We start from the raw sequence: 16095 nt of genomic DNA on the forward strand, positions 1-16095 counted from the left end.
GAATTACCAGTCGCGGGCATGGTACTCGACGATTTCCCCGAACTTCACCCGTCACGAGGTAGCCACTTCAGGCTCTTCTGCCTATGTTCGGCTCCTGCTCACAACTCAAGGAGGCTGCAGGCCTTAGTAAGGGCGTTTTCGACGGACCATGTCTCACAACATCATCCTCACCCTGACGATTGGCCTGACTGCGGCGCTGCTTCTGGGGTACATCACTCAACGGCTTCGACTCTCGCCGATTCTGGGCTACCTGCTCGCCGGTGTGCTAATCGGTCCGCTGACTCCGGGCGTTGTCGTCGACCAGGACGCCGCCATGCAGTTTGCGGAGATCGGCGTCATCCTGCTGATGTTCGGCGTCGGGCTGCATTTCGACTTAAAAGACCTGCTCGCCGTCCGGAAAATTGCCATCACCGGGGCGCTGTTCCAGATCGCGGCGGCCACGTTATTCGCGATGGTCTCGATTCACGCGGCCGGCAGCACGTGGACGACGGGATTCGTGGTCGGCGTCGCCATCTCCGTCGCCAGTACGGTGGTGCTGATCCGCGTCCTCACGGACAACAACGTGCTCGATACCGAGCGCGGGACGATCGCTGTCGGATGGCTGATCGTCGAGGATCTGTTCACGATTTTCGCTCTGGTGGTGCTCCCGTCGCTGGCGGCGATCGTGAAGGGAGAGGATGCCTCTACGGGGACGATCGTGGCCACTCTGGGGCTGGCGGCCATCCGTGTGGCCGTCCTTTGCCTTCTTATCCTGGGGGGCGGACGGCGGGTGATTCCCTGGATCCTCGGCAAGGTGGCTCAAACCCGTCAGCGGGAGCTGTTTACGCTGACGGTGCTGGTCATGGCGCTCGCCATCGCGACCGGGTCTGCGGCGGCGTTTGAAGTCTCGATGGCCCTGGGAGCGTTTCTCGCCGGCATGGTCGTCGGGCAGTCGGAAGTGAGTCATCAGGCTGCGGCCGACGCTCTCCCGATGCAGGACGCATTCGCCGTTCTGTTCTTCGTGTCGGTGGGTATGCTGTTCGATTACACGGCCATGAGGGACCACCCGGGGCTGTTTGCCGAAATCCTGATGGTGGTTCTCATCGTCAAGCCATTGGCGGCCATCGCGATTGTGTGGTTCCTCGGGTACTCACCGCTGGCCGCCCTCACGATTGCGGTGGCACTTGCGCAAGTGGGCGAGTTTTCGTTCATCGTGGCAGACCTGGCGTTGAAGCAGGGGTTGATGGAGCCCTTCCATCGCAGCCTGCTGGTCGCCACCTCGATCATTTCGATCACCCTGAATCCGATCCTGTTCCGCGGCATTGCGCCGTTGGAGCGGTGGCTCAAAGCCCGTCCCGCGCTGTGGCGGCGCCTGCAGCAGCGGTCTGAGTCGCGGGTCGCCATTCGAGGGCTCGAAACGCTCGTTGTGGACGATGCTGACCAGGATCGCAGCCGTGCCGTCATTATCGGCTACGGCCCCGTGGGACGCGTCTGTGCGTCGATCCTCCGGGACTTCGATTTCATTCCGGCGATCATCGATCTCAACATCGACACTGTCAGATCGTTGCTGGCCCGCGGGGAGACCGCGATCTATGGCGATGCGAGCAATCGCGACATTCTGAAGGCCGCAGGGATCTCCCAGGCCAAATACCTGTTGCTCACGATTCCCGAACTCTCGACGCGGACCCTGATCGTCATCGCCGCGCGGGAATTGAACCCGGATCTCAAGATCTTCGTCCGTGCCCGGTATGTCGGCGAGCGCGCCTGGCTCGAGGAGATCGGCGTAACCGAAGTGGCCTACGAAGAGGCCGAAGCGGCCTGCGGGTTGGGCTCGCTCCTCCTGCATGAAGTGGGGGCGACCAACGAGCAGATCGAGGCGGAAATGGTCCGTATTCGCCGAGGCTTCGCTGTGCGTCCTGAAGACAGGGAATCGAGTTCCCCGGGGCACTGAGAGCCACTGTTTGAACCGGTCATCAGGCATCAAAAAAGCCCGACTCCTGAAGGAGCCGGGCTTTCACTTCGAGCAGTCAGGCCGTTCAGGCTTGCCTGTGGATTCAGTGGCCCATCATCTTGCGGAACTCGCCGAAGAGGTAGCTGCTGTCGTGCGGACCTGCGGCGGCTTCGGGGTGATACTGGACGCTGAAGGCCGGCATGCTCGTGTGACGCATTCCTTCAACGGTGTTGTCGTTGAGGTTGATATGCGTGATTTCCACGTCCTTCGGCAATGAATCGGCGTCCACGGCAAAGCCGTGGTTCTGGGAGGTGATCTCGACCTTCTTGGTCCGTTTGTTCAGCACCGGCTGATTTCCGCCGCGGTGCCCGAACTTGAGCTTGTAGGTCTTGCCGCCCAGGGCCAGGCCGAGCAGCTGGTGCCCGAGGCAGATGCCAAAGACTGGCTTCTTGCCGAGAACCCCCTTGATCGCATCGACGGCATAGGTCAGCGGCTCCGGGTCGCCGGGGCCGTTGGAGAGGAAGACCCCATCCGGATTGTGAGCCAGAATCTCGTCGGCCGTCGACGTGCCAGGGACGACCGTGACCTTGCAGCCCATGTCCGACAGGTGCCGCGTGATGTTCCACTTCATGCCGTAGTCGACGGCGACGACGTGCGGCTGCTTGCCGCCGTTGTGCGGTTCGCAGGCGGCCGGCGCGGTTGTGTGGCGAACCAGTTCATCCAGTCCCTGATTCCAGCCGGCGGCCTTTTCCGGCATCACTTCGCGGACTAGGTCCTGTCCGACGAGTGCGGGAGCGGATCTGGCCTTCCGGATGAGCGAGGCGTCATCGAGGTCGATTGTCGAAAGCACGCCAGTCATCGCGCCGTGGACGCGGATGCGTCTGACGAGGGCGCGGGTGTCGACTCCCTCGATGCCGATGATCCCGTTCTCGCGCAGGTAGTCCTGGAGCGGCTGCTCCGAGCGGAAATTGCTCGGCTCGCGGCAGAGTTCCTTCACCACGAAGCCCCGCAGCGAAAGCCCCTTGCTTTCCACGTCCTGCCGGTTGACTCCGTAATTGCCGATGAGGGGGTAGGTCATCGTCACAATCTGCCCGTTGTAGGACGGATCGGTGAGGATTTCCTGGTAGCCCGTCATGCTGGTGTTGAACACCACTTCGCCGGAGATTTCACCTTCAGCGCCGAAGGCGACGCCGGTGAATACGGTTCCATCAGCCAGAGCCAGTTTCGCGTTTTTTTCCATCGTTCGTCGTTGAGCCTTATCGCAACCGGCGCGCAGGGTGATCCGGGGTGGGAACAGGAGGGCTCCGGCCGGCGCCGGCCAAATGATAGACGGGGGGGCCGGGGAAGTCATGTGAACCGCCGTTCCGGCGCACGAGCGGGGTGGACGGAGGATGGGCGGGCAGGCGTGAAACATTGGAATTCCGAGCGAGGCTCACAAGCATCTCAGGTTTTGTGTGTCAGCGCGGCGCATTCCACGCTTCCTTGAACGGGCCGTTGGAGTCACCCGGGAGAGCGGCGGCGAAGGCTGGATTTCGTGATCGTCGTTTGGCATTTGATTCTGGACCTCCTCAATCCAACGGGTCGAGTTGCGCGAATGGGTGGGCCAAGCGACCGTCAGGGTGGCTTTCAGGCGGCGTTGGGACAGAATGTGTTGGCGGGCGACCTGCACGGCGCCTGTCTTTCCAAGAGAACCCGGGGAGCTGCCGCCGATGCCTCGACTCGTTCTGATCCTTTTCGTGGGCTTTTCTGCACTCATGTGTGCGGATCCGGGGTTCGCGGCCGACGTTCCGAACATTGTCCTCGTCATGCCGGATGACATGGGCTGGGGGGACATCGGAGCGCATGGCAACCCGCTGATCAAGACGCCGAATCTCGACCGTCTGCACGGCGAGAGCCTGCGGTTCACCGACTTTCATGTCAGCCCGACGTGCGCACCGACCCGCTCCGCTCTGCTGACAGGGCGCCACGAATTCAAGAACGGCGTGACCCACACGATCAACGAGAGGGAGAGACTGACGCTCGACGCCGTCACGCTGGCGCAGGTGCTCAAGACGGCCGGCTACACGACGGGAATCTTCGGCAAGTGGCACCTCGGGGACGACGACCCGCACCAGCCGTTCAACCGGGGTTTCGACGAGACGTTCATCCACGGCTGCGGGGGAATCGGGCAGAGCTATCCAGGCACCTGTGGCGATTTCCCGGGGAACGAGTACTTCAATCCGGTCGTGCGGCATAACGGCACGCCGGTCCGGACCGACGGGTATTGCACGGACGTGTTCTTCCACCGCGCGCTCGACTGGATGAGCGACCGCGGTTCCGAAGCGAAGCCGTTCTTCGCCTACATCACGCCGAACGCGCCGCACTCTCCGCTGATCAGCCCCGGACACCAGTACGACGAACTGTATGAGGGGAAGGAGATCAACGGGAAAAAGCTGGCCGACAAAGACGTCGCCTACTACTCGATGATCACGAACATCGATGAGAACCTCGGAAAGCTGATGGGAATGCTCAAGACCCGCAATCTCGAGCAGAACACGCTGCTGATCTTCATGAGCGACAACGGTGGAACGCACACGCGACTGTACAGCGGCGGGTTCCGCGGACAGAAGGTGATGCCCTACTACGGCGGGACGCACAGCCCGGCGTTCTGGCGATGGCCCGCCCGAATCTCCGGCGGGCAGGACTGTCGGGCGATGACGGCTCACATCGATATTCTTCCCACCCTGATGGAGGTCACCGGCGCGAAATGGACCGATCCGCTCAGGAAACAGGTGGAAGGCCGAAGCCTGGCTCCGCTGCTGAAGGATCCCGGGGCCGAGTGGGCCGATCGGACTCTGGTGACGCACGCCGGGCGGTGGCCCAAGGGGCAGGTGGCCGAGTCGAAGTACCGGCAGTGCGCGATCCGCAATACGCGGTTTACCCTGGTGAACAACGTGGAGCTTTATGACCTCGTGGCCGATCCGGGGCAGACGATGAATGTCATCTCCGAGCATCCGCAGGTCGTCGCGGAGCTTCAGAAGGCCTATGACCAGTGGTGGAGCGACATCCAGCCGCTGCTGGTGAATGAGGACGCGCCGGTTCCCGCGGTCAATCCGTACAAAGAGCTCTACGAGCGGACACTCGGAAAGGCGAACCAGGCAGCGCCCCAGGGGCGTTGACGTCAGGCCTTTTTCATGGCGTCGAAGTCGAGCGGTTTGGTCAGGTCGATTGAGGCGTCGGCTCTTGGCAACTCGTACTTGAGACCGCTGGCGCAGTTGAAGAGAACGGCGGTCTCATCAGGCGAGAGCCGTTCGTCGCGCGCTGCCTGCTGGTAGGCCGCGAACGTCGCGGCACCTTCGGGACACATCAGGAATCCTTCCCGGCGCGAGACTTCGTTGCGGGCGGCGAGGATGGCGTCATCGTCGACGGCGATCGCGAATCCGCCGCTTTCTCGGACGGCCCGCAGCATGAGAAAATCCCCAACTGCGGCCGGCACGCGGATTCCCGAGGCCACTGTGTGGGCATTTGGCCAGAGGTCGGCATGCTCAACGCCGTCCTTCCAGGCCTTGACGATCGGGGCGCAGCCGGTCGATTGCACCACGACCATTCGCGGGAGCTTGCCGGTGATCCAGCCGATTGCCTTCAGTTCCTGGAAGGCCTTCCACATGCCGATCAATCCCGTGCCGCCGCCCGTCGGGTAGAAAATGATGTCCGGCAGCGACCACGCGAATTGCTCGGCCAGCTCAAGGCCCATCGTCTTCTTTCCTTCGATGCGATAGGGCTCTTTCAGCGTGGAGCAGTCGAACCACCCCATCGGCTCCTTCCCGGCGCCGACGATTTTTCCGCAATCGTTGATCAGACCGTTCACCCGCCAGACCTTCGCCCCCTGGGCGGCGATCTCGCGGACGTTCACCTCGGGAGTGTCCTCCGGACAGAAAACATAGGCTTCGATCCCTGCCCGCGAGGCATAGGCTGCCATTGCTGCGCCGGCGTTGCCGTTCGTCGGGATCGCCATTCGGGCGATGCCGAGTTCCTTTGCCATCGAGACGGCCAGGCACAGGCCGCGTGCCTTGAAAGACCCGGTTGGAAGACGACCTTCATCCTTGATGAACAGGCCACCTGTCCCCGCTCTCAACGACGGCGCTTCGATCAGCGGCGTCATGTTTTCACCGAGGCTGACGATGTTCTCCGTCCGCCGAACTGGCAGGAACTCGCGGTACCGCCAGATGTCGGCGGGACGCTGCCTGAGATCGTCCTTCGAGACGGCCCCCTGCAGACCTTCGAGGTCATACCGCACCAGGAGCGGCCGGCCCGCTCGGGAGAGTCCGTGGAGCTGGTCCGCCGCGTAGCGTTCTCCGCTCAGGCCACATTCGAGATGGGTCACGAAGGTCGGACGATCAACGAAGTTGTCGACGGGGCGGGCGTTGCTCATCGGGGAGTCTCGTTTCAGGGCCGGGCAGGCTACACGAGTCCGCGGCGTTTCCGGAGATACCACTCGGTGCTCATCAGAAGCGTGAACACCAGCAACAGCGGCCAGCCGTCCCACAGCGTGACGGTCGTATGCTTGAGCAGTTCGGCCGCGAGGCCTTCGCTGAGCAACCGGTCGAGAAACTCGCCGAAGGCCTCGGGGGAAATGACGGCAGCGCCGGTCGAGGAGGCGAGTTCGTTCATGAGGTCTCGATCGGCGGCGGGGTTGTCGAGTTCCGGGTCGCGGGCATCGACAATGAAGCGCGTCGAGGCAGGCGTTCCAAACATCCTGCCGTCTTTCGTGGCCGTGACGGTGACCCAGTAGTCACCCGGTTCACTCGTTCCGCCGTAATCGGCAAACCATTCCTTGCCGGCGCGCTGGGGCGTGACGGGGCGTTTCTCTCCCTTGGGCGTCAGGACTTCGACAGCGAACGCGACGTCGTTGACGGCCTGTTTCTGGGCGTCCTGCGCACCGAAACGGAGCGGGGCTTTTGCGCCGGGCGAAAGATTGCGGGGATCGACGGCGACCCACACGGGCTGGTCGGACTGGTTCTCCTGGCGGGCGAGCCACAGGAGCATCTGTTCCCAGAATCGCTGGTGGGCCGCGCGCTCCCCACGCAGGTGCCACAGGTACGTCGTATCGCCGGCGAAGGCCATGATCCGTCCGCGGCCGGTGTCCTTGGCGAACAGCAGCCCGCGATCGGTTCCGGCGACGGTTGCCAGCTTATCGACGAAGTTGTCCTTGGCATCGAGCCGATTCGCTCCCTGCAGTGCGGGGAGCCGATTCCAGATGGTGGCATTGTCGACGCCCGGCCCCCCGAGCTGCATCACGAAATGCTGGAGGCCTTCGCGGGTCGGCTGCATTTTCACAGGTGGCGGGAGATGCTGGTCGGGGGCCATCTGACCGGGCCCAATGATGTCGGCCGGCGACATCGCCACCGGGATCAGGTCGACGATGGCCGTCTGTGAATATCCACCCGCTCCGAAGCTGTGCGCGCCGCCGATCATCAGCAAGCCGGCCCCCGAGGTGTTGACCAGCCCGGCCAGCCTGTCGAGCAGGCTCGATCCCGCGGGACCGAAAACACTCGCCGGCACATCGCCGATGATGTAGACGTCATAACGGCCGACGGCGAACTGATCTTCGGTGACGTTGTCGGGCCGCTGCATCGAGCCCGTCGGAATGATTTCCCGCTCGAGCTGGACCTTGGCGTTGTCGTTCAACCGCGAAATGAACGTTTGCTCAGGACGGAGGACGTCGAAGTACTTGACCTTCAGCCCCCCCTTGCGGACGGTGATCAACGTCTCGAACTGATTGTTCGCGACTTTGACTTCCTTCGGTTCGTCAACGAGAGGCAGCACTTCGCAGCGGAGCTTGAAATCGCCCGCGGACGGCGCCACGAACGACAGGTCGAACGGAATGCGCGTGACGCCCTGCGGGATCGTCAATTCCTTGACGGGGCGTGAATCGATCGTCGACTGCAGCGGTTTGAGCTCGCCTGCCTCGCCGACCTGTCGCGTCGAGCGATCCTCGAGCGACAGACGCAGGGTGACGTTTCGACCGGCGGCGCTTGAGACCCGGAGGAACCCGCGGACGGGGACCGTCTTTCGCTCGAAGGGGAACGGATCGACGATGACGTCTTCGAGGGCCAGGTCGACGCCGACCCCTGAGAGATCGGACGATCCCAGGGGGACCGGGTAGATCGGGGCGCCCCGCTGCTCGGCGAATCGCCGGGCTTCGGCACGGGGATCGATATCGAGGTCACCGACGGCCCGCTGCGCTCCGTCACTCATCAGGACGACACCGACCAGCCGGCGGGCGGAGTCCTGCTTGAAGACGTCGGCCAGAGCCTTGCCGATGGCGGTGTATTTTCCGGTCCCATCCGATCGGGGGATGGTCGAGGCGGGGACGGTTTCGTCGGCAAAGTCGAGGAACTGGAGGTCGACCTGCTCGCCGATCTTCTTGAGCTTCGCGTCGTGATCCTGCAGCAGGGTCACGAGCGATTCGCGGCGAGTCGCTCCCTTGGGACCGTCCGGCGTGGTCATGCTGCGGCTGGCATCCAGCAGGAACACCAGCCGGGCCCCGCGCTCGTCCTTTTCGGTGAACTGGACCGCCGGACGGAACATCGCAAACGACAGCACCAGTGCCGAGAGCACGCGGAGCGCGATGAGCGTTCGCCGGGACCGGTTCGGAAGATGGGCGACCCGCCTGGGATACGTCAGCAGAACGACCGCGAGGAGCGCGACAGTGAGCGCCCCTGCGATCGGCCAACTCCAGACAGGATCGACCAGCACGTCCATGTTCAAAGCATACGCCCCGCCCCCATCGGCCCAAAGCCCGGCCGTGGCGGTTTCGGGATCAGATGACGGGCGGCTTTCCAAGCATCCGGCGAATCATGCTCATCTGGCCGGCGTGCATGGTGATATGGATGGAACAGAAAATCGCCGCCTCACCGAGCGTGGAAAACCGGGGATGCGGCTTGGAGAGAGGGACGATCAACTCTTCCTGCGTGAACTCACTGACCCGCTCGATCGTGATATTCCTGTTCTCGTCAAACAGCTTCATCAGGCCGGAGGTGTCTCCGTATTCCGAACGTCGCGTCGCGACATCGTCGCGGGCGAAGAGCGTGTCGAAGCCCTCAGGCAGTGCGGGGGATTTCGCTTCGAAGAGGGCGTGGAACCGTTGTTCGGTGAGAATCAGGTGTCCGACGAGCCAGTCGACGCAATTGGCATCGGGGCAGATGCGATACAGCCGCTGCTCGGGAGTCAGGTCGTCCACGAACATGTGCAGCATCCGCCGCGAGGTTTCCAGGGCAAATTGCAGATGAGGATCGTGCGACATGAAGGCTCGGCTGGAAGGGGAAAAGTGTCGTTTCGTCATTGTAGTGCGTTGTCGCCCGACTTCCGCGCAACGCCGACGTCCATGAAGGTTCCATCGAGGCATTGGCCGGGTGGGAGAGGAGCGGCCGTGAAATGACCGCGACCGTCTCGAAGGCGATCGAGGAGGGCGCGTGTGTGGGTGGTCCTGTACTCCTTGCCCTGCTTCCGCCGGAAATGCCGTGGCGGGAACGGGTTCTGTCGGGTGAACGGTCGGATCGGCATGGCGTTGCCTGGGGGACACGCCGGGCGGCGCAACGTGCGGGGGAGTCCGGGTTTCCGAAGTGTGAGCGTCCGAAGTGTCGGGGCAGCGAGGCGGGATGCGAACAGAGCCATGATGAGCGTGAAGCGATTCATTCGTTCCTCCATCCTCACGCGCGGAGTTGCGCGGTTGCCCGCCATGGGCCGCGCTGCGACGACGGGAAGCGATGGATCGAACGGAAGTCAGGGATCGGCGCTGGCTGTCGCGGGAGTCGTCAGCGAGTCTCCCGCGGCACGCAAATTTTTTGTGCGCTCGAATCGTGTCGGCAGGGTCCATAGTCCGGGTCGGCCATCCTGCGTTAGGCTGGCCGCATTACTTCATTTCGACGGGAAACAGACCTCTCATGGCACGACTCGGCGTCAACATCGATCACGTCGCCACCATTCGCCAGGCTCGCCGGACGATCGAACCCGATCCGGTGTGGGCCGCTTCGCTGGCAGAACTGGCGGGAGCGGATGTTATTACGGTCCACCTGCGTGAGGACCGTCGCCACATTCAGGACCGGGACGTGCGGGTCCTCAAAGAGACGGTCCAGGTGAAGCTGAACCTGGAGATGGGAGCCACCCCTGAGATCACGGGCATCGCCGTGGCGGTCCGGCCCCAGCAGTGCACGCTGGTGCCGGAAAAACGCGAGGAAGTGACGACCGAGGGAGGGCTCGACGTCGTCGGGAACCTGCTGCGGGTCGAGGCGTGCGTCGAGGCACTGCACTCGGCTGGGATCGAGGTGAGTATGTTCATCGATCCGGACCTCGGCCAGATCGATGCGTCGCTGAATCTGGGAGTTGCGGCGGTCGAGTTTCATACGGGCCGCTATGCGGACGCCCCGACGGAGGCGGAGCGGCTGAAGGAACTGGAGACCCTGCGGAGCGCGACGAATCACGCTCTGAAGCAGGGCCTGCATGTCCACATGGGGCACGGTCTGACGTATCGGAACGTGATTCCGATTGCCCGGATTGCGGGCGTCGAAGAACTCAACATCGGCCACAGCATTGTGGCCCGGGCCGTGATGGTCGGGTTCGAGCGGGCGGTTCGTGAGATGAAACAGTTGATCACCGGGCCGTTTGAATAAGAACGCGGCCTGAACTGCGGAGAGAATTCACCGCAGAGACGCGGAGAAGAGGGAGATCTCGGGTGAAGCTCTGCCCGCCGGTTCACGTCGTTGATTTTCTCAGGTCAAAGACGAATCCGGTTGGGGGCGAATTCCAAGTGATGACCAGATGTTGAGCCGGGATCTCCCTCTTCGCCGTGCCCTCCATGTCTCTGTGGTAAGTTTTTCTGACCGTCTCCGCGTCCTCTGCGCCTCGGCGGTGAACTTTCCCGCCTAGAATGTCGGCATGTCCACGGATGACATTCAACCGCCAGATCCCATGGCCGGGAGAACAGAACCGCTGCTGTCTCCCCGGGAGAAGGTGCGCCGTTTCCCCACGACGCCCGGCGTCTACCTGATGAAGGATGCCCAGGGCCGGGTGATCTATGTCGGCAAGGCGGTGAATCTCCGCAGCCGGGCAGGGAGCTATTTCAACTCGGCCGCGGCCATCGACGTGCGGACCCGCGATCTCGTTCCGTGCATCGCGGACATCGACTTTCTGCCGGCCGACAGCGAGGTGGATGCGCTGCTCCTGGAAGCGCGGCTGATCAAGGATGTGCAGCCGAGGTTCAACCAGGAACTCAAAGACGACAAGACGTTTCCTTACCTACAGATCACGACGAACGAGGATTTTCCTCGTGTCGAGTTCACGAGGAAGCCACAGACGAGCGGCGTGAAGCTGTATGGGCCGTTCACGAGCGCCAAGCGTCTGCGGGGGGCGATCGCGGTGCTGCAGCGGATCTTCAAGTTCCGCACCTGCAGCCTCGACATCATCGAGAGCGAGGAGCGCTGGCGGTGGTTTCGGCCGTGCCTGCTGGCGAGCATCAACCAGTGCACGGCCCCGTGCAACCTGCGGGTGAGCAAGGAGGAGTATGCGGAGGATATCCGGCGGCTGCGGATGTTCCTGGACGGCCGCAAGCAGGCGCTGATGGATGAGCTGCGGGAGTCGATGCAGCAGGCCTCGAAAGAGCTGAAATTCGAGAAGGCGGCCCGGATTCGCGACGAGATCAAGGCGATCGAGAACCTGAACCTGCGGGGGGATCTGCGTGAGCACGCCCAGCCCGAGGCGTTTTACATCGACCCGAAACGCGGCATGCGAGGCCTGCAGAAGATCTTCAACCTGACGACGACTCCGCGGCGGATCGAAGGGATGGACATCGCCCACCTGCAGGGGGGCGAAACGGTCGCCAGCCTGGTGCAGTTCATTGACGGCCTGCCGTTCAAGCACGGCTACAAGCGGTTCCGGATCAAGACGGTGCAGGGCGTCGACGACTTCGCCTCGATGCGGGAAGTCGTCAGCCGGCATTTCCGACGGATGCAGCAGGAGGGATCATCATTCCCGGACATCCTGCTGATCGACGGCGGCAAGGGGCAGCTCAATGCTGCGGTGGAGTCGCTCGAGGCGCTCAATATCCGGCGGCCGCTGGTGATCTCACTGGCGAAGCAGCAGGAGGAGATCTTCGTTCCCGGTGAATCCGATTCGATCCAGCTCACGCGGCATAGTTACGCGCTGCGGCTTCTGCAGTATGTGCGGGATGAGGCGCACCGATTCGCCCAGAGCTATCATCATCTGTTGCGGAAGAAGGCGACGTTTGAGGAGTAGGCGAGGACCTGCAGGGAATGAGATCTCTCGAATGTTTCAGCCCCCGCGGCGTATGGTAAACTGAGTATGAACCGAGGTACGAAGCATGACCCTGATTCTCAGCCTGCCGGACAATCTGGAAGACCAGCTGCGAGCGCGTGCGGCAGCGGCGGGACAGGACGTTGAAGCATTCGTCCAGCAGGTCGTGGCCGACAGTCTCGCTCAGGTCGAATTGAAAGAGTCAGTGGTTTCGAAACTGTCCGTCGACTTTGCGAGGCGAGTCGAAGCGTGGATTGGTCTTCATCCCGTGCTCGATCATGCGGTCGACGATAGCCGTGAGTCAATTTACGCAGGCCGTGACGAATGAGCGTGTTGGTGGACACCAATGTGCTGCTGCGTGTCGCGCAGTTGGCCAGTCCACATCACCTGGTTGCCAAGACGGCTCTGCTGAGGCTGGCCGAGAACGGCGTCGAGCTCACACTTGTTCCGCAGGTGATTTACGAATTCTGGGGCGTTGCCACGCGGCCGATCGAATCAAACGGGCTCGGCATGGATGTTCGGGCGGCCGAACGTTCCGTGCAGCAGTTGATTCAGGATTATCGATTGCTGAAAGATGAGCGAGGCGTCTTTGATCAATGGCTGTTGCAGGTGACGAGCCAAGGTGTGCGCGGCAAGACGGCCCATGACGCACGTCTGATCGCTGCGATGCTGCGACACGGCGTTTCCAACCTGCTGACATTCAACGCTGCCGACTTTGTGCGATTCAAGAGTGTTATGACCTACACGCCGGCAGACGTTCTCGGCGGCCGGATTCCCGCCTGAGCCTATCAGGCCGGGATTGACGCATGCGGTCACACCGCGGGCGAGGCGAACGTGGCACAGAACCGATGCCCGCCGCTCGTCGAGCGACCCTGGAAAAGAGCCCCCGCAAACGAAGACAGCCCGCTTCGCGTGCACGAAGCGGGCTGAACGAGGATCGCCCCCGGAAATCAAAACACGTCGAGAATGTCGTGGTGGCCCATGTGGTAGGGCTTCTTGGATGGGTAGTAGTTGTGCCAGCTGGCGTTGTACACCGGGATCTGCCGCTGCTGCGGATACCTGTAGTACAGGTGGTCGTAGCTCTCCGGCTGCCGCTGGAAGTTGTGCGGGTAGTAGACGTACGGGTAGTTGTAAAACCGCTGCCAGTTCGACGGCTGTCCCGGCGGGGCCGCCTGAACGGCGTCACCGATGACCATCGTCGCCATCAGAATTGCGGCTGCGGCACCTAGCTGCAGTGCTCTTTTCGACATGCACTTACGCTCCTGCGGTCATCATGCCCGCGTTGAATTCTGGCCGGCCCCGAGTTCCGGCTTTCGTCCGCGTCGCATTGTGTTGTGCGGACCCCCCATGAATCGGCAAAAGCGGGGCGTCAGGACAAGTCTTTTCGGAAGAATCGGCACAAACCCGCCCCGCGGCACGAGCGGCAGATTCGCTCGGCTCGATCCTGGGGAGGTGCAAGGCAGCCGGGCTTTCCAGAGGCAAGGGCCTGGATTGCTGCAACTCGCAACAGTTGTCCTGTTTTGGACTTCCATCGCCCGTTCGCTCAGCCGATCGTGAGTTCTGCGTCTTTGCGGTCGGTCACGAACATGCAGCCCGGGGCGTGCGTCATGGCGATCGGGGGCTTCGCCGCCAGCAGGGCGGCCTGGGGGGTGACGCCGCAGGCCCAGAAGACCGGAACTTCGCCAGCGCGAATCTCCACTTGCTCGCCGTAGTCGGGCCGGTTGATGTCGCGAATGCCGATCGCGGCCGGGTCGCCGATGTGGACCGGGGCCCCGTGCACTCCCGGGAACCGCGATGTGATGGTCGTCGCCTGGATCGCGGCGAGCGGGGACAATGGTCGCATCGAGACGACCATCGGTCCGGAGAACCGACCGGCCGGCTCACAGGGCCGATTCGTGCGGTACATCGGCACATTGCGGTCGAGTTCGATGTGCCGGACGGGCAGCCCCGCGTCCATCATGGCGGCTTCGAACGTGAACGAGCAGCCGATCAGAAACGACACGAAATCTTCGCGCCAGACGTCGAGGATGTCGGTCGGCTCGCCGACGAGTTCGCCATTTCGCCAGACACGATACCGGGGGAAATCGGTCCGGAGATCGGCCTCGGGGGCGAACAGCCTGGGACGCACCTGGCCGGCCTCGACGACTTCGAGCACCGGGCAGGGCTTTGGATTCCGCTGGGCGTACAGGAGGAACTCGAAGGCATAGTCCTGCGGGACAATCAGGAGATTCGCCTGGGTATAGCCTTTCGCGAGTCCGGCGGTCTGCCCCGTCAGCCGGCCTTCACGGCAGGCGTGTCGCACAAGTTCCCCGGTGGTGAGCTTCGATTTGTCCAGCACGTTCCCACTCCTGAATCCCGGCGGACCGTGGTCCGATCCGCACTCCTGCGAGCCCCGCCAATGATAGAGCGGACGCCGGAGAGAATCCTGTTCATGCGTCGCGGATCGGAATCGTGAAGCGGACGGTCGTTCCTTCCCCCGGTTCCCCTTCGATCCAGATCCGTCCTCCATGGTGCTCGACGATCTGCCGGCAGAGTGACAACCCGATCCCGGTCCCGGGAACGCTGCCGGGCGACTTCAAGCGTTGGAAAATGGCGAAAACGCGATCCCGGGAATCGGCCGGAATTCCGATTCCTTTGTCCGCGACGGAAAAGACCCATTCCTGTCCGGTCTTCTGAGCGTCGATGCGGATGACCGGCGGTCGTTCTCCGCAGTACTTGATGGAGTTTCCGATCAGGTTCTGAAAGACCTGGGTCAGGAGAACCGGGTCGGAGCAGATCGTGGGAAGGTCGCCCGGCACGATTGTCGCGTGGCTTTCGGAGATCGCGGATTCGAGACTGATCAGCGTCTCGGCGAGGACGGTGTTCGCGTCAATTGAACTGAACGACTGCGTGTCTTTCGGCATCCGGGCGAACTGCAGGATGCCCCGGATCATGGCTGACATCCGGTGCGCACCGACGGCTGCCTTCTGCAGGTAGTCGGCCGCCTCGGCCGGCAAGGCGGCTGCGTAATCCATCAGTAACAGCTGGCAGTACCCGGCGACGGCCCGCAGCGGCTCCTGGAGGTCGTGCGAAGCGGCATAGGCGATTTCCTCGAGCGCCTGGTTTCGCCGCTTGAGATCGGCCGTTCGAAGTTCGACGCGACGCTCCAGGTCTGCTCGAACCGCGTTGAGTTCGACGTTCGTCTGATGCAGCTCGCGATTGGCCTTCTGCAGTTCGGCCGAGCGGATCGCGACATCGAGTTCGAGATGGCTGGCGCGCTGTTCGAGCGCGGCCGAACGGCGCTCCTGCTCGAGTGCCGACTCGCGGCTGCGGACCAGCGTCGTCACGTCCTCAACCCGGTGGACGACAAACTCGACTTTCCCGTCGGCCCCGAAGATCGGGGAATTCATGATGCTCCAGTAATGCTCCTCGTACTCGCCTCCTTCCGACTGCGGGCGTCGGATGTCGTATTTGTGGAAGGGCATGAGCTCGGGAGTCCCGGTGTCGATGACGCGCTGCATCGACTCCAGGATCATTTCCGCGCCGCGACAGGTCGGGTCGTCAGGATGTCGCTGGGGGGTGTCGTCCGGGTTTTCCGGGAAGACTTCCAGCGCGTGGCGGCCGACCATGTCCTCACGTCTGGTCATTGTCGTGCGGAGATAGGAGTCGGTCATCGCCACGATGATCCATCCCGGCGTCATCACCATGTATCGATTCGGGCAGCCTTCAAACAGGCGGCGAAAATCGGGATCTGGAGCATCCGTTGGCGGTGGAAGTGGCTCGTTCATGCGGAGTTGCCTGGCGCGGAGACGGGGCGGCAGCTGGCGTCGGTTGGAAGCCCAGAGAGTGGTGTATCGAGTTGCCGTCGATTGATCGAGAAGGATTCGCGAAACCGG

Annotated in this window: 14 protein-coding genes; 6 read left to right on the forward strand and 8 right to left on the reverse strand. The window is 62.9% G+C overall.

Going from position 1 to position 16095, the window contains the following annotated elements; genetic code table 11:
- The first annotated feature begins 148 nt into the window (after positions 1 to 148).
- The gene (locus tag Pan44_RS22715) at positions 149 to 1930 is read left to right on the forward strand and encodes a cation:proton antiporter (RefSeq protein ID WP_145034064.1); all 1782 of its coding nucleotides are present in this window, start codon (positions 149 to 151) and stop codon (positions 1928 to 1930) included.
- A 103-nt stretch (positions 1931 to 2033) separates the two neighbouring features.
- Here Pan44_RS22715 and carA read toward each other — a convergent pair whose 3' ends face one another.
- Positions 2034 to 3170, reverse strand: a complete 1137-nt coding sequence (gene carA / locus Pan44_RS22720; protein ID WP_145034065.1) for a glutamine-hydrolyzing carbamoyl-phosphate synthase small subunit — start codon at positions 3168 to 3170, stop codon at positions 2034 to 2036.
- Between the two features lie 469 nt (positions 3171 to 3639).
- On the opposite strand from carA, the gene Pan44_RS22725 reads away from it, so the two are divergent.
- Complete coding sequence (locus Pan44_RS22725) at positions 3640 to 5088, forward strand: arylsulfatase (protein WP_145034066.1); 1449 nt, start codon at positions 3640 to 3642, stop codon at positions 5086 to 5088.
- A 2-nt stretch (positions 5089 to 5090) separates the two neighbouring features.
- Here Pan44_RS22725 and Pan44_RS22730 read toward each other — a convergent pair whose 3' ends face one another.
- Genes Pan44_RS22730 through Pan44_RS27560 form a run of 4 tightly spaced genes read right to left on the reverse strand, consistent with a single transcriptional unit; the run spans position 5091 to position 9475 of the window.
- The gene (locus Pan44_RS22730; protein ID WP_145034067.1) at positions 5091 to 6341 is read right to left on the reverse strand and encodes a threonine synthase; all 1251 of its coding nucleotides are present in this window, start codon (positions 6339 to 6341) and stop codon (positions 5091 to 5093) included.
- 29 nt (positions 6342 to 6370) lie between these two features.
- A complete protein-coding gene (locus Pan44_RS22735) occupies positions 6371 to 8674 on the reverse strand; it encodes a glutamine amidotransferase (RefSeq protein WP_145034068.1) in 2304 nt (767 codons plus the stop codon).
- Positions 8675 to 8732: 58 nt separating this feature from the next.
- Positions 8733 to 9215: a DinB family protein gene (locus Pan44_RS27555; protein ID WP_197453575.1), complete on the reverse strand. Its 483-nt coding sequence runs from the start codon at positions 9213 to 9215 to the stop codon at positions 8733 to 8735.
- A 35-nt stretch (positions 9216 to 9250) separates the two neighbouring features.
- Positions 9251 to 9475, reverse strand: a complete 225-nt coding sequence (locus Pan44_RS27560) for a hypothetical protein (RefSeq protein WP_197453576.1) — start codon at positions 9473 to 9475, stop codon at positions 9251 to 9253.
- A 380-nt stretch (positions 9476 to 9855) separates the two neighbouring features.
- On the opposite strand from Pan44_RS27560, the gene Pan44_RS22745 reads away from it, so the two are divergent.
- The 4 genes from Pan44_RS22745 (at position 9856) to Pan44_RS22760 (ending at position 13003) form a co-directional block, all read left to right on the forward strand.
- The gene (locus tag Pan44_RS22745; RefSeq protein ID WP_145034070.1) at positions 9856 to 10581 is read left to right on the forward strand and encodes a pyridoxine 5'-phosphate synthase; all 726 of its coding nucleotides are present in this window, start codon (positions 9856 to 9858) and stop codon (positions 10579 to 10581) included.
- A gap of 298 nt (positions 10582 to 10879) precedes the next feature.
- A complete protein-coding gene (locus Pan44_RS22750) occupies positions 10880 to 12202 on the forward strand; it encodes an excinuclease ABC subunit UvrC (protein WP_231754137.1) in 1323 nt (440 codons plus the stop codon).
- Between the two features lie 85 nt (positions 12203 to 12287).
- A complete protein-coding gene (locus tag Pan44_RS22755; RefSeq protein WP_145034071.1) occupies positions 12288 to 12548 on the forward strand; it encodes a hypothetical protein in 261 nt (86 codons plus the stop codon).
- A complete protein-coding gene (locus Pan44_RS22760; protein ID WP_145034072.1) occupies positions 12545 to 13003 on the forward strand; it encodes a type II toxin-antitoxin system VapC family toxin in 459 nt (152 codons plus the stop codon). Before Pan44_RS22755 ends, Pan44_RS22760 begins: the two co-directional genes overlap by 4 nt.
- Before the next feature lie 167 nt (positions 13004 to 13170).
- Here Pan44_RS22760 and Pan44_RS22765 read toward each other — a convergent pair whose 3' ends face one another.
- From Pan44_RS22765 to Pan44_RS22775, 3 genes are all read right to left on the reverse strand, one after another.
- The gene (locus Pan44_RS22765) at positions 13171 to 13470 is read right to left on the reverse strand and encodes a hypothetical protein (RefSeq protein ID WP_231754138.1); all 300 of its coding nucleotides are present in this window, start codon (positions 13468 to 13470) and stop codon (positions 13171 to 13173) included.
- Between the two features lie 293 nt (positions 13471 to 13763).
- Positions 13764 to 14555 carry a putative hydro-lyase gene (locus Pan44_RS22770; RefSeq protein WP_390620653.1) on the reverse strand — a complete coding sequence of 264 codons (792 nt, stop codon included), beginning with the start codon at positions 14553 to 14555 and terminating at the stop codon, positions 13764 to 13766.
- Between the two features lie 94 nt (positions 14556 to 14649).
- Positions 14650 to 15987, reverse strand: a complete 1338-nt coding sequence (locus Pan44_RS22775) for a sensor histidine kinase (RefSeq protein ID WP_197453578.1) — start codon at positions 15985 to 15987, stop codon at positions 14650 to 14652.
- Positions 15988 to 16095 lie beyond the last annotated feature (108 nt).

Origin of the sequence: Caulifigura coniformis (assembly GCF_007745175.1) — a bacterium.
Taxonomy (GTDB): Bacteria; Planctomycetota; Planctomycetia; order Planctomycetales; family Planctomycetaceae; genus Caulifigura; species Caulifigura coniformis.